At 68.9% G+C, this 13,239-nt stretch carries 12 protein-coding genes; 3 read left to right on the top strand and 9 right to left on the bottom strand.

Annotated features, from left to right (window positions below):
* Window positions 1-100: 100 nt before the first annotated feature.
* Window positions 101-883, top strand: a complete 783-nt coding sequence (locus ABQJ54_RS04655) for an enoyl-CoA hydratase-related protein (RefSeq protein ID WP_367853096.1) — start codon at window positions 101-103, stop codon at window positions 881-883.
* A 135-nt stretch (window positions 884-1,018) separates the two neighbouring features.
* Here ABQJ54_RS04655 and ABQJ54_RS04660 read toward each other — a convergent pair whose 3' ends face one another.
* From ABQJ54_RS04660 to ABQJ54_RS04680, 5 genes are all read right to left on the bottom strand, one after another.
* Entirely contained in the window at window positions 1,019-1,942 is a 924-nt protein-coding gene (locus ABQJ54_RS04660) for a DUF1684 domain-containing protein (RefSeq protein WP_367853097.1), read from the bottom strand.
* 62 nt (window positions 1,943-2,004) lie between these two features.
* A complete protein-coding gene (gene mutL / locus ABQJ54_RS04665; protein ID WP_367853098.1) occupies window positions 2,005-3,846 on the bottom strand; it encodes a DNA mismatch repair endonuclease MutL in 1,842 nt (613 codons plus the stop codon).
* A gap of 30 nt (window positions 3,847-3,876) precedes the next feature.
* Entirely contained in the window at window positions 3,877-5,409 is a 1,533-nt protein-coding gene (locus ABQJ54_RS04670; protein WP_367853099.1) for an N-acetylmuramoyl-L-alanine amidase, read from the bottom strand.
* Window positions 5,410-5,603: 194 nt separating this feature from the next.
* A complete protein-coding gene (gene tsaE, locus ABQJ54_RS04675) occupies window positions 5,604-6,065 on the bottom strand; it encodes a tRNA (adenosine(37)-N6)-threonylcarbamoyltransferase complex ATPase subunit type 1 TsaE (protein WP_367853100.1) in 462 nt (153 codons plus the stop codon).
* Window positions 6,062-7,543: an NAD(P)H-hydrate dehydratase gene (locus ABQJ54_RS04680; protein ID WP_367853101.1), complete on the bottom strand. Its 1,482-nt coding sequence runs from the start codon at window positions 7,541-7,543 to the stop codon at window positions 6,062-6,064. Before ABQJ54_RS04680 ends, tsaE begins: the two co-directional genes overlap by 4 nt.
* Before the next feature lie 15 nt (window positions 7,544-7,558).
* Here ABQJ54_RS04680 and queG point away from each other — a divergent pair, with 15 nt between their 5' ends.
* Entirely contained in the window at window positions 7,559-8,656 is a 1,098-nt protein-coding gene (gene queG, locus ABQJ54_RS04685; RefSeq protein WP_367853102.1) for a tRNA epoxyqueuosine(34) reductase QueG, read from the top strand.
* A gap of 4 nt (window positions 8,657-8,660) precedes the next feature.
* Here the strand turns inward: queG and pncB are convergent, their stop codons facing one another.
* Window positions 8,661-9,845, bottom strand: coding sequence for a nicotinate phosphoribosyltransferase (gene pncB, locus ABQJ54_RS04690; RefSeq protein WP_367853103.1), 1,185 nt, complete (start codon window positions 9,843-9,845; stop codon window positions 8,661-8,663).
* Window positions 9,846-10,192: 347 nt separating this feature from the next.
* Here pncB and ABQJ54_RS04695 point away from each other — a divergent pair, with 347 nt between their 5' ends.
* A complete protein-coding gene (locus ABQJ54_RS04695; protein WP_367853104.1) occupies window positions 10,193-11,008 on the top strand; it encodes a cytochrome c in 816 nt (271 codons plus the stop codon).
* A gap of 48 nt (window positions 11,009-11,056) precedes the next feature.
* Here ABQJ54_RS04695 and ABQJ54_RS04700 read toward each other — a convergent pair whose 3' ends face one another.
* From ABQJ54_RS04700 to ABQJ54_RS04710, 3 genes are all read right to left on the bottom strand, one after another.
* Window positions 11,057-12,070, bottom strand: coding sequence for an aminopeptidase (locus ABQJ54_RS04700; protein WP_367853567.1), 1,014 nt, complete (start codon window positions 12,068-12,070; stop codon window positions 11,057-11,059).
* Window positions 12,071-12,182: 112 nt separating this feature from the next.
* Complete coding sequence (locus tag ABQJ54_RS04705; protein WP_367853105.1) at window positions 12,183-12,530, bottom strand: hypothetical protein; 348 nt, start codon at window positions 12,528-12,530, stop codon at window positions 12,183-12,185.
* A gap of 82 nt (window positions 12,531-12,612) precedes the next feature.
* Entirely contained in the window at window positions 12,613-13,218 is a 606-nt protein-coding gene (locus ABQJ54_RS04710) for a rhomboid family intramembrane serine protease (protein ID WP_367853106.1), read from the bottom strand.
* Between the last annotated feature and the right edge of the window lie 21 nt (window positions 13,219-13,239).

The following is a 13,239-nucleotide window of genomic DNA, read 5'->3' on the forward strand; positions in this document are numbered from 1 at the left end:
GGTTTCGCGCCATGCGTGCAGCGTTCACGCATGAGAAACCCGGCGGCGACAAAGGTTCCCGCGCTACCATTCGCGTTTCGGCACAGTCGGAGTTTCCAGCATGGCCTACCGCAACCTAGAGATCGGCAACCGCGGCGCGGTGCGAACCATCACGGTGAATCGTCCCGACAAGCTCAACGCGCTGAACCGCGACACGCTCAACGAGCTCACCATCGCCTTCGCCCAGGCCGCGCAGGACGACGCCGTGCGCACGGTGGTGCTGGCCGGCGCGGGCGAGAAGGCCTTCGTGGCCGGCGCCGACATCGCCGAGATGAACGGCTACACCCCGGTGCAGGCGCAAAGCTTCTCGCGCGCCGGCCAGCGTCTGATGACCGGCATCGAGCGGCTGGGCAAGCCGGTGGTCGCGCGCATCCAGGGCTTCGCGCTAGGTGGCGGCATGGAGCTGGCGATGGCCTGCCACCTGCGCGTGGCCAGCGAGAAGGCGAAATTCGGCCAGCCCGAGATCAACCTCGGCCTGATCCCGGGCTTCGGCGGCACCCAGCGCCTGTTGCGCCTCGCCGGCCGCAGCGCCGCGCTGGAGCTGTGCCTCACCGGAGCACCGATCAACGCGCAACGCGCCTACGAGCTGGGCATCGTCAACCGCGTGGTGGCGCCCGAGGCAGTGGATGAGACGGTGAACGCGCTGGCCGACCAGCTCGCCGCCGCGGCGCCGCTGGCCGCCGCCGGCATCCTCGACGCGGTGCTGCAGGGCGGCGAGACCGCACTCGACCAGGGTCTGGAATTCGAAACCCAGGGCTTCGCGCTGATGTTCTCCACCGAAGACATGCGTGAAGGCACGGGCGCATTCCTGGAGAAACGCAAGGCGACGTTCAAGGGCGCCTGAGCCGGGCATTCTCCCTCTCCCCTCCGGGGAGAGGGTCGGGGTGAGGGGACACACTCGCGGCAAACTTTCATCGAAGCCGCTCCGCGAGCACCCACCCCTCACCTCAATCCTCTCCCCAAGGGGGAGAGGAGGTTTTCAGTGGTGGCCGCCGGCGTACTTCTTCTCGCCCGCGGTGACCGCCAGGTCCAGCCGGTTCTCCGGCGGCGCCAGCGGGCAGGTGGCGAACGGCGTGAAGGCGCAGGGCGGGTTGTAGGCCTTGTTGAAATCGAGGATCAGCTTGCCCGGCTTGTCGATGCCGCCGGCAGGCAGCACCGCGTAGAGGAAGCGCGCGGCGCCGTAGGTCTCCTTGCCCGAGGTGCGGTCGGCCAGCACGAAGAACAGCTCGCCGCCCGGTTCCTCCTGGTAGGGCAGCAGCTCGAAGGTGTGGCCGTCGCGATGGAACACCGCCTTGCCGGGCACCTTCACCGTGTCGATGGTGCCGATCACCGAGCCCATCTGCAGGTCGTGCGGCGGCACGAACGGCACCCATTCCGCCTCGATGCGCCAGGACGGATCGACCGGGAAGTAGTCGATGCCGAGAAAGTCGCGGCGCGCCTCGGCGTCGCTGTCCTTCACGCGCAACGCCTTGCGGCCATCGCGGTCGATCACGTAGAAGTTCGCGTTGCCGAAGCGCACCGTGGTGGGCGCGGCACCTTCCGCAACGTGCATGTCGTCGACCAGCGTGGCCTCGGCGACTGGCTTGCCGTCGACGGTGGCACCGCTGTCCTTCGCCAGCGCGATGCTCGTCGTGCCGTCCGTCGCCACCGTCACCGTGCCCAGGTGCGCGGGGCCGGCCTTCAGCACGATGTCGTTGTCGGCTGCGCTGCCCACGCGGCTCGCACCCTCGTGCAGCCATTCCAGCCCGATCAGGCTGAGCCAGCCGTCCGGCGCGGTGAGCCGCGCCACGCGGGCGGCACGCCACTGTTCGATCTCATGGACATAGGTCGACGGGGCTTCGGCGGCAGACACGGTGGCAACTCCGGAAATCAGGGCAAGCAGGAAAGCGGCGACTCGCAACATGGGGACGATCCGCGGCGATGGAAGCCCGAGTATGGACGTCCAAACGCAAGACAGGCAAGTCGTCAGCGGCCGCGCATGAACAGCCGGTCCAGCTCGGACAGGGACAATTGCGTCCAGGTGGGACGGCCGTGGTTGCACTGGCCGGAGCGCTCGGTGGCTTCCATCTCGCGCAGCAGCGCGTTCATCTCGGGAACCGTCAGGCGCCGCCCGGCGCGCACCGAGCCGTGGCAGGCCATGGTCGAGAGCAGCTCGTTCTCCAGCTCCTGCAGCCGACGCGAACTGCCGTGCTGGGCCAGCTCCGCCAGCACGTCGCGGGTGAGCCGGCTCACGTCAGCACCTTCCAGCAGGGCCGGGATGCGTCGCACCACCACGCCTGACGGACCGCTGCGCGACAACTCCAGGCCCCAGTCGGCCAGCGCCTCGGCATGCTCCTCGGCGGCAGCGGCCTCCCTGGCGCTCACCGCGATGTTGAGCGGCACCAGCAGCAGTTGCGAACGCAGGTTGCTGCAGGCGCGGCCGGCCTTGAGCTTCTCGTAGGTGATGCGCTCGTGCGCGGCATGCATATCCACCAGCACGAGGCCCTGCGCATTCTCGGCGAGGATGTAGATGCTCTTGAGCTGGGCGATGGCGTAACCCAGCGGCGGCGCCTCGCCTTCCTCGGCGGCAGGCATCGGGGCAACCGCAATGGCCGCACGCGGCGATTCGCCCAGCAGCGCGGCATAGTCCGCCAGCGGCTCGTCGCGCACGCCGAGCGCCAGTCGGCTCTGCTCGGCGCGCACAGGCCAGGATGCAGTGCGGGCGACGGCCGGCAGACCGGGGGCGGATGCATGCGCGACGCCCGCATTCGCCGTGCTCATGTGCAGACGGCCATCGTCGGCCTGCGCGTGCGACTCCACCTGCCCCGCGCGGGTCTGCGCCAGCGCCTCGTGCAGGGTGCGGAACAGGAAGTCGTGCACCAGCCGCTGCTCGCGGAAACGCACCTCGTGCTTGGCCGGGTGCACGTTCACGTCCACGCCGGCCGGATCGAGTTCGAGATACAGCACGAAGGCCGGATGACGACCATGGAACAGCACGTCGGCATAGGCCTGGCGCACCGCATGGGCCACCACGCGATCGCGCACCAGCCGTCCGTTGACGTAGAAATACTGCTGATCGGCCTGGCTGCGCGAGGCGGTGGGCAGGCCCACCCAGCCGGACAGGCGCATGCCCGCGGCGGCATGGTCCACGCGCAGGCTTTGCGCCGGAAAATCCTCGCCCAGCACCTCGGCCACGCGCTGCAGCTGCGCCTGCTCGTCGCGCGCGGCCTTCCAGATACGCACCGGCTTGCCGTTGTGGACGAGCCGGAACTCCACGCCGCCGCGCGCCAGCGCGAGCGACTTCAGCAAATCGTCGATGTGGGCGAATTCGGTGCGCTCGGCGCGCATGAACTTCTTGCGCGCCGGCACGTTGTAGAACAGGTCGCGCACCTCCACGCTGGTGCCCTGGGGATGCTGCGCGGGACGCGCCGCCTGCAGCTTGCCGCCGTCCACCTCGATGCGGAACGCGGCATCGGCGTCGCGCTGGCGCGAAGTGAGCGCGAACCGCGCCACCGAGGACACCGAGGCCAGCGCCTCGCCGCGGAAACCCATGCTGGCGACGTGCTCCAGGTCGTCGAAACTGCCGATCTTGCTGGTGGCGTGCGAGGCCACCGCCAGCGGCAGTTCGTCCGGCGCGATGCCGCCGCCGTCGTCGCGCACGCGGATCAGCCGCGCGCCGCCGGCCTCGATCTCCACCTCGATGCGGGTGGCACCGGCGTCGAGACTGTTCTCGACCAGCTCCTTGACCACGGACGAGGGACGCTCGATCACCTCGCCGGCGGCGATCTGGTTGACGAGCTCGGGGGGCAGCGGACGGATGACGGGCATCCGCGCACTTTAACAGCTGACGCCGCGGGTTCAGCCCGCGGGAATCGCCAGCATGGTGCCGGCACGCACCGTGTTGCCGTCGAGGTGGTTGGCGCTCTTCAGCGCGCTGATGCTGATGCCGTATTGCTGCGCGATGCTGCGCAGGCTTTCGCCCGCGCCCACGCGGTGCAGGTCGCGCACGTTGGCGTCGGCGGCAGAAGACGCGTCGTCGGCCAGCGCGTCGGCGTCTTGCGGCGCGCCCGGCTCGACCGAAGCCAGTTCGGTGCCGTTGCGGCGCGCGGCCTGGGCCGCGAACCAGGTGCCCTTCGGCGGCGTGGATTCGAAATAGCCCCTCACGCCGCCCATCACCGCCTCGGCCAGCGCCTTCTGGTGCGTGGGATCGCGCAGCTTGCGCTCCTCGGCCGGATTGCTGATGAAGGCGGTCTCGACCAGGATCGAGGGCACGTCGGGCGAGCGCAGCACCACGAAGTTCGCGCGCTCGACGTAGCCGCGATGGGTGGGGCCGAGTTGCCCCAGTGCCTTCAGCACGTTGCCGGCCACCATGTCACTGGCCTGCACCGCCCAGCCCTGCTGCATGTCCAGCAACACCTTGGCGAGACTGTCGTCCTCGGAAGCCAGCGACACGCCGCCGATCAGGTCGGAACTGTTTTCACGATCGGCCAGCATGCGCGCCGCCACCGAGCTCTTGCCGCGCGAGGACAGCACCCATACCGAGGAACCGCGCGCGTCGCCGCTGGCGTAGGAGTCGGCGTGGATGGACACGAACAGGTCGGCGTCGTGCTCGCGCGCGATCTGGTAGCGACGCGCCAGTGGAATGAAGTAGTCGCCGTCGCGGGTGAGGATGGCCTTCATGCCTGGCTGCTTGTCGATCTGCGCCGCGAGGTCGCGTGCCACCGCCAGGGTGACGTTCTTCTCCATCGTGCCATCGGGACCGATCGCGCCCGAGTCCTTGCCGCCGTGCCCGGCGTCGATGCACACCACCACCTTGCGCTGGCCGTCCAGCAACGCGGCGGCCTGTTCGGTGATCTGGCGGCTGACGCCGATGGTCTTGCTGCCATGGCGGCTGCTTGCCGGTGCGACCGTGACCGCCATCTGGCGCGGCGCAGCCGCCGGCACGCTGGCCGGCTTCGTGGCGGCGACAGGTGCGGTGTCGGCCACCATGTCACTGCTGCCCGGCAGCAGGTCCAGCACCAGCCGGTAATGGTCGCCCGTACTCGGCTTGAGCACGAAGCTGCGCACCTTGCTGCCGGCTGCCATCCGCGTGGTGAGCTGCAGGCGATCGCCCTGCCGGCCCTGGCTCATGCCGCGGTACAGACCCTGCGCGGCCGGGTTGGTGAAACCGGCGGCCAGCTTGCCGCTCGCGAAATCCACGGTCACCTGGCCGTTGCCGCGATCGATGCGGTAGTCCGGCGCACCGGCCAGGTCGAACACCAGCCGGGTATGGCTGGCATCGGCCCAGACCCGCACCGCCGTCACGTCGGCCGCGCGCGCGCCGCCAGGCGCCAGGACGGACGCCAGCGCAACGATCAGTACTCCACCCAGGCTGTTCAGGTAAGCGCGCATGAGGCGCATTGAATCGCAGGCATCCGTGGATTGCAAGAAGTTTTCCCTTGAATATCCATAACCTGCAGGTCATTCATTAGCCCTTGTCTAGCTAGAGGCCGCAAGTTGCACATGCCGCGATCGATGCAGACCCGGTGTGCACCACCAGGCCATCGAAATTTTTCCAAATGGAAACAGCAACTTGGCGAAGAAGCTCAGCCAAGCCGTGTCAGCAGGCCGCTTCCCCGTGCGGTATGCGCCTGCAGTCGCGCCTGCCGGCCGCCATCGGCGTAGGCCAGATCCAGGGTGAGATCCGCCGCGGGCAGCGCGCCCCGGCCACGCTCGGGCCATTCCACCAGCACCAGCGCGGCCGGATCGGCCAGCGCGTCCAGCCCCAGCCATTCGAGTTCGCCCGGGTCGGCGATGCGGTACAGGTCCAGGTGCCAGGCCGGCCGGCCCTGGGCGTCGTAGCGTTCGACCAGGCTGTAGGTGGGACTCTTGATGCGCTCGCCCACCGCGAGCGCGCCCAGCAGCGCGCGGGCGAACGTGGTCTTGCCCGCGCCCAGTTCGCCGTGCAGGTAGATCACCATGCCGCCGCCATCCAGCGCCATGGCGACGCGGCGGCCCAGGTCGTGCGTGGCTGCCTCGTTGGCCAGCGTCCAGAGATGTCCGGTCATTCGTCGAGCCCATTGCCCAGCGCGCGCAGCGGCGCCAGCAGGTCACCGGCGAGCAGGCCGCGCTCGCCCAGCCGCGCCGCACGATCGCCGGCACGCGCATGCAGTCCCGTACCGAGGCAGGCCGCCTGCCACGCATCGCAGCCCTGCGCCAGCAAGCCGGCGATGACACCGGTGAGCAGGTCGCCCATGCCGCCCGTGGCCATGCCGGGGTTGCCCCACGGACAGACGTCCAGACGTCCATCCGGCGCAGCGATCAGGCTGCCCGCCCCCTTCAGCACCACCACGGCGCGATGGCGATCCGCCAGCGTGCGGGCGGCGGCGAAGCGGTCCGCCTCCACCTCGGCCACCGTGCCGCCGAGCAGCCGCGCGGCCTCGCCGGGGTGCGGCGTCAGCACGGCCGGCTGGGTGAAGCGGCGCGGCTCGCACGACAGCAGATTGAGCCCGTCGGCATCGAGCACCAGCGGCTTGCCGCTGTCCAGCGCGGTGAGCCAAAGCGCGTGGCTCCACGCGCCCTGCCCCAGACCCGGCCCCACGGCCAGCACGCTGGCACGGGCCAGCAGCGGCTCCAGCGCCTGCGGGCCATCCACGCCATGCGCCATCAATTCCGGCCGCGCGGCATTCAGGGCGAACAGGTGCCCTGCGCGCGTGGCCACGCTGACCAGGCCGGCGCCGGCGCGCAGCGCGGCTTCGCCGCAAAGGCGGATGGCACCGGCCATGCCGTGCTCACCACCGACCGCCAGCACATGGCCGTTCGTGCCCTTGTGCGCGTCGCGCGGGCGCGGCGGCAGTTGCGCGGCGGTCAACAGATGGGCATCGGGCGACGTGTCCTGCCATAGCGTATCGGGCAGGCCCAGCGCGTCGAGTTCCAGCACGCCCACCCGTTCGGCGGCATGCCCGGTATACAGGCCGCGCTTGGGCGCGATGAAACTCACGGTGACAGCGGCGCATATCGCCGCGCCCGGCACCTGGCCGGTATCGGCATCCAGTCCCGAGGGCACGTCCAGCGCCAGCACCGGCACGCCGCTCGCATGGATCGCCTCGATCAGCGCCGCCGCCGGCGCTTCCGGCGCACGACGCAGACCGGTGCCGTACAGTGCATCGACATGTACGTCGGCCTCGGGCAAGGCACCGCCAACCTGCCACAGCCGCGCGGCGCCCCCGGCATCCTTCCATGCCTGCCGCGCCAGGACCGCATCGCCCGTGGACGCGTCGCCGAGCGCGAGCACCTCCACCTGCAGGCCGGACTCGCGTGCCAGTGCCGCCAGCAGGAAACCGTCGCCGCCGTTGTTGCCGGGCCCGCAATGCACCGCGATGCGCCGCGCCTGCGGCCAATGCCGGCGCAGGCTGGACAGCGCCGCCCATGCCGCGCGACGCATCAGTTCGAAACCCGGCACGCCCAGCACCTCGATCGCGCGGCGATCCAGCGCACGCACCTGGGCGACGGTGTAGAGCTCGTGGCGGTGCGACGGATGGGGCATGCGCGGATTATAGGCATGCCGCCTGCGCTGCCCGCCTACAATGCGCACATGCCCGCCAGCGCCGCCATCGACTACGCCACCCTCGCCCGCGACATCAAGCAATGGGCGCGCGAGCTGGGCTTCGCCGACGCCGGCATCAGCGGCGTGGCGCTGGGCGAGGACGAGCAGCACCTGGAACGCTGGCTGGCCGACGGCCACCACGGCGAGATGGACTACATGGCACGGCACGGCGCGAAGCGCGCGCGCCCGGCCGAACTGGAGCCGGGCACGCAACGGGTGATCTCGGTGCGCATGGACTATGTGCCACCCGGCACGCGCAACGCCTGGGAAGTGATCCATGACGGCGGGGCAGGCTACGTGGCGCGCTATGCGCTGGGCCGCGACTACCACAAGCTGATGCGCAACCGCCTGCAGAAGCTGGCCGAACGCATCCACGGCGCAGTGGGCGACTTCGGCTACCGCGCCTACGTCGATTCCGCACCCGTGCTGGAAAAGGCGCTGGCGCGCAACGCGGGACTGGGCTGGATCGGCAAGCACACCGTGCTGATCAACCGCCGCGCCGGCTCGTACTTCTTCCTCGGCGAGCTGTACACCGACCTGCCGTTGCCGGTGGACGAGCCGGCCAGCGCGCACTGCGGCAGCTGCGCGCGCTGCATCGAGATCTGCCCGACGCAGGCGATCCTCGGGCCGTACAGGCTCGACGCGCGCCGCTGCATCTCCTATCTCACGATCGAACTGCGCGGATCGATCCCCGAGGAACTGCGCGCGCCGATGGGCAACCGCATCTTCGGCTGCGACGACTGCCAGCTGGTCTGCCCCTGGAACAAGTTCGCGCAGGACGCCGCCGAACCCGACTTCGCGCCACGCCACAGCCTCGACGGCGCGAAACTGGTCGAACTGTTCGCATGGAGCGAGGACGAGTTCCTGAAACGCACCGAAGGCATGGCGATCCGTCGCACCGGCTACGAGGGCTGGCTGCGCAACATCGCAGTTGCGCTGGGCAATGCGCCGAAGTCGGCGGCGGTCCGCGACGCGCTCAACGCCCGCGCCGGCCATCCCTCGCCCGTGGTGCGCGAACACGTGGCCTGGGCGCTGGCGCGGCAGGCGGACTGAAACCTCAGCCCTGCGTGGCCGGTATCCCGAACACCTGCCGCAGGTAGGTCACGTAGGCCTCGTCCTCGCACATGTTCTTGCCCGGCGAGTCGCTGAGCTTGGCCACCGGCTGGCCATTGCAGCGGATCATCTTGATCACGATGTTGAGCGGCTCCGGTCCGGTGTCGTTGCTGAGGTTGGTGCCCACGCCGAAGGCCAGCAGGCAGCGGCCGCGGAAGTGCTCGTAGAGCTGCATCACCTTGGGGATGTCCAGCCCGTCGCTGAACACCAGCACCTTGCTGCGCGGGTCGACACGGTTGGCGCGGTAGTGCGCCAGCATGCGTTCGCCCCAGTGGAACGGGTCGCCGGAATCGTGACGCGCACCGTCGAACAACTTGCAGAAGTACATGTCGAAGTCGCGCAGGAAGGCGTCCAGTCCGTAGACGTCGGAGAGCGCGATGCCGAGGTCGCCGCGGTATTCCTTCGCCCAGGCCTCCAACGCCGCCACCTGCGAATCGCGCAGGCGCGGCCCCAGCGCCTGGTGCGCCTGCAGGTACTCGTGCGCCAGAGTACCCAGCGGGGTGAGACCCAGCTTCCATGCGTACCACACGTTGCTGGTGCCGGCGAGCTGCGTGCCCAGACCGTCGCGCAGGGCAACCAGCACTTCTTCGTGCCAGATCCGCGAGAAACGCCGGCGTGTGCCGTAGTCGGCAATGCGGCAATGCTCGTAGCCCGGCGTGCCGTGCAGGAGTGCGATCTTGGCCTGCAGGCGCCGCCGCCCCTCGGCAAGGTCGTGGTCCGGCTGCGTGTTGCGGAAGTACACCTCGTTGACGATGGCCAGCAGCGGCACCTCGAACAGGATGGTGTGCAGCCATGGTCCCTTGAGGCGGATCTCGATCTCGCCGTTGCCCGCTTCCGCCGGCGCGATCGTCACGTACTTCGCGTTGAGCTGGAACAGGCCCAGGAAGTCCACGAAGTCGCTCTTGATGAAGCGCATCGCGCGCAGGTAGTCAAGCTCCTCCGCGCTGAAGCGCAGCGTGCACAGCGCCGCCAGCTCGGCGCGGATCTCATCGATGTAGGGCACGAGATCGATGCCGGGATTGCGGCACTTGAAGCGGTACTCGACCTGCGCCGCCGGATAGTGATGCAGCACCACCTGCATCATCGAGAACTTGTAGAGGTCGGTGTCCAGCAGCGATTCGATGATCATGCGTCGGCCGTTCGGCGCGGCGGCGCCAGACGGCGCCGAATACGCGATTATCCATGCCTGCGGCAAATCGCGGGCATAAAAAATCCCGATAGCCAGGGGAGTAGCTATCGGGATCCGTCAGGTCGGCGCGTCAAGAGGGGAGAGAGAGGGGCCGACCCCCCGACGGTGCGATGTCCTGCCCCGTCTCCTGTCGCCTCACGGCGATACATGTGCTTAGTGTAGCCGCTATGGTGGAAGTTCAAGGAAACCGCACGAAACGATTCAGTTTCCAGCCAGCCACGCACCGCGCCTGTCCAAGACGTGGGGGCGGCTGTGCACGATTGCAATGCCGCCCCCGAGGAAGTTCCATGAAAACGCTACTGTGCTGCTGCGTGCTCTGGCTGTGCCTGCCGCCACTCCTTGCCCGTGCGGCCGTGCTGCACATCGACCTGGGCCACGGCACGAAGACCTGGACCACCGCGCAACTGCTCGCCCGCGCCGATGCGGCCACGGTGACGATCCCGGACGACGTGGCCTTTCGCCACCGCATGCGCTACCGCGCCGTGCCGCTGCGCGCGCTGTTGCCCGGCCTGCGTCCGGACCAGCACCTGCAGTTCGTGGCCGCGGACGGCTTCGCCGCCGAGATTCCCGCCGACGTGATCCTCAACCGCCAGGGCGCGCAGGCGTGGCTGGCGATCGAGGACCCCGCGCATCCCTGGCCCGCACTGGCCGAGGGCGGCAAGGGCTCCGGCCCGTTCTACCTGGTGTGGACCGACCCGCAGGCCGCGCACATCAGCCCCGAGCAATGGCCCTACCAGCTGGCCTCGATCCGCGCACTCTCCGGGGTTGACGCGCGCTTTCCCGCCATCGTCCCGCAAGCCGACGCCAGCGCCGAAGTGCGCCAGGGCTTCACGGCGTTCAAGCGCAGCTGCTTCGCCTGCCACACGATGAACGGCGAAGGCGACGCGCGACTGGGGCCGGACCTCAACATTCCGTACAGCCCCACCGAGTACCTGCGCGCCGACCTGCTGCGCGGTTTCATCCGCAACCCGCAGTCGCTACGACATTGGCCGGAGGCCAGGATGCAGGGTTTCCCCACGCAGCAGACGCTGTCCGATGCCGACCTCGATGCCGTGCTGGCCTACCTGCGCTACATGGCAAAGCACAAGACACCAACGCCGTAGGAGCGGCTTCAGCCGCGACCGGCTGGGGAATCGCGGCTAAAGCCGCTCCTACGGCAGCGGCGACAAAGCCTGCAGCGCGGCATCCCGCTTCGCCTTCGGCTCGCGCGCCAGCGCCCGCACCCGCGCGTAGAACGCCGGCCATTGCCCACCGCTCTCGCGAAACAGCATGCCGAAAGCCGGCATCCACTGGTCGTACAGGCCGAACGGCAGCAGCCGCGCGTTGTTGATCGGCCTGGCCACCCAGGCGTCGTAGCGGTGGTCGTGCGGCCAGTGCGTGTCGCGCCAGTCGGCATACCGTGCGCGGAACGCGGCGATCTCGCGCTGCTTGCCCGTCTCCATCGTCCCGGCATCCGCACCGCTGGCGTACAGCGTCTTCAGGCGATCACGCAGGTCCAGCACCAGTTTCGTGAAGCCGTCGGCCATCGCCTGCGCATCATCCTCGTCAGACGGCAGGCCGCGCGAAGCGCGCCACTCGCGCAGGCCCTCGGTCTGCACGAAGGTCGCGAAGGATTCGTTGAACGCGGTGTCGCCCTTCACGTAGATCAGCTGGTGTGCCAGTTCGTGGAAGATCGTGCTGGCCAGTTCGTCGTCGTCCCAGCGCAGCATGCTGGAGAGGATGGGGTCGGCGAACCAGCCCAGCGTGGAATACGCCGGCACGCCGCCCACCCACACGTCATCGCCCCGGCTCCGCATGCGCGCCGCATCGGCCTCGGCCGCAGCCTCGCTGAACCAGCCGCGATAGGCCACGCAGCCGGCGACGGGAAAGCAGTGGCGGATTGCCTCCACCGAATAGCGCGGCGTGGCGAACACGTTCCACACCACGTAGGGCCGGTCCAGCGCCACGTAGCCGGTGTAGCTGCGGTTGTCAGGCAGGTCCAGCCGGCGGCTGGCGAAACCGCGCGCAGCCAGCGCCCGCGACAACCGCGTGGCCAGTTTCGGATCGGTGGCCGGATCGCGCAGCAGCTTGCGTACCGGCTGCCGCTTGAACACCAGCTCGCCTTGCCCGTGCACCGCCTGCGCGTAATAGCGGATGCTGCCGCAGGCACACAACACCAGGCTCATCGCCGCGAATGCGATGAGCCTGGGCAGGTCACGATGCACGTTCGCCGGCAGCCGGATCATGCCGCCATGATGCCGCAGCGGCCGGCGGGATACTCAAGGCCGGTTCAAGGGCTCAGTGGTGATGGCTGCTGCCGCCATGGCTGCTCACGTGGCCATGGCTGCCACCGTGCCAGCTGCCGCCACCCCGGTAATGGCGATACCCGCCGCCGCGGCCGTACCACGCGCCGCCGATAGCCACACCCGGCGCATAGCAGCAGCCATACCCGTACCAGCCGTCGTACCAACCGTCATACCAGCCAGGTGCCGCGTAATAACCGTCGCCGTACACCACGTTGCTGCCGTAATACGCCGGACCGGCATACGGGGTGGCCCGCACGTAGCTGTAACCCGGATCGTAGTAGCAACCCGACAGCAGCGCGGCCAGCGTGACGAGAACGAAACCGCTAAACAGGCGTTTCATGACACGGCCTCCATGGGAGACGATGGCGCTAGCTTACGCCTGTCCGCTTGAACCGGTGCTGATGCCCGTACCGGCCCGGAATTCAGAAACTGGGCTGCAGCAGCGCGTTCAGGAAATGCGGCAATACGCGCGGGTTCACCAGCAGGGTGAACACCACGCCATAAGCCGCGCCCCACAGGTGCGCGCTGTGGTTGACGTTGTCCTGCCCACGCCGATCCATGTAGATCGAATAAGCGGTGTACAGCATGGCGTAGACAATCGCCGGCATCGGTATCACGAACACGATGATGCGCTGCCAAGGCGCCAGCAGCACGTAGCCGAACAGCACCGCCGACACCGCCCCCGAGGCACCGAGGCTGCGGTAGTTCGGGTTGTCGCGGTTCTTCAGGTAGGTGGGCAGGATCGAGACCACCAGGGCGCCGATGTAGAACAACGCGAAACCGAACGTGCCCAGCTCGCCGGCGTAGAAGCCCTCCATCACCCGCCCGAAGAAGAACAGCGTGATCATGTTGAACAGCAGGTGGCCGAAATCCGCATGCACCAGGCCGTAGGTCACCAGCCGGTGGTATTCGCGCCGGCGGCTGATCGCCGGCGGCCACAGGATCAGGTCGTTCATCAACCGTCCGTTGCTGAGCGCCATGAACGAGACGATGCAGGTGACTGCGAGGATGATGAGGGTGATCGGCATGAACGGTTCCGCGCCCGGGCG

The sequence above is a fragment of the Rhodanobacter lycopersici genome, assembly GCF_040812335.1.
Classification (GTDB): Bacteria; Pseudomonadota; Gammaproteobacteria; order Xanthomonadales; family Rhodanobacteraceae; genus Rhodanobacter_A; species Rhodanobacter_A lycopersici.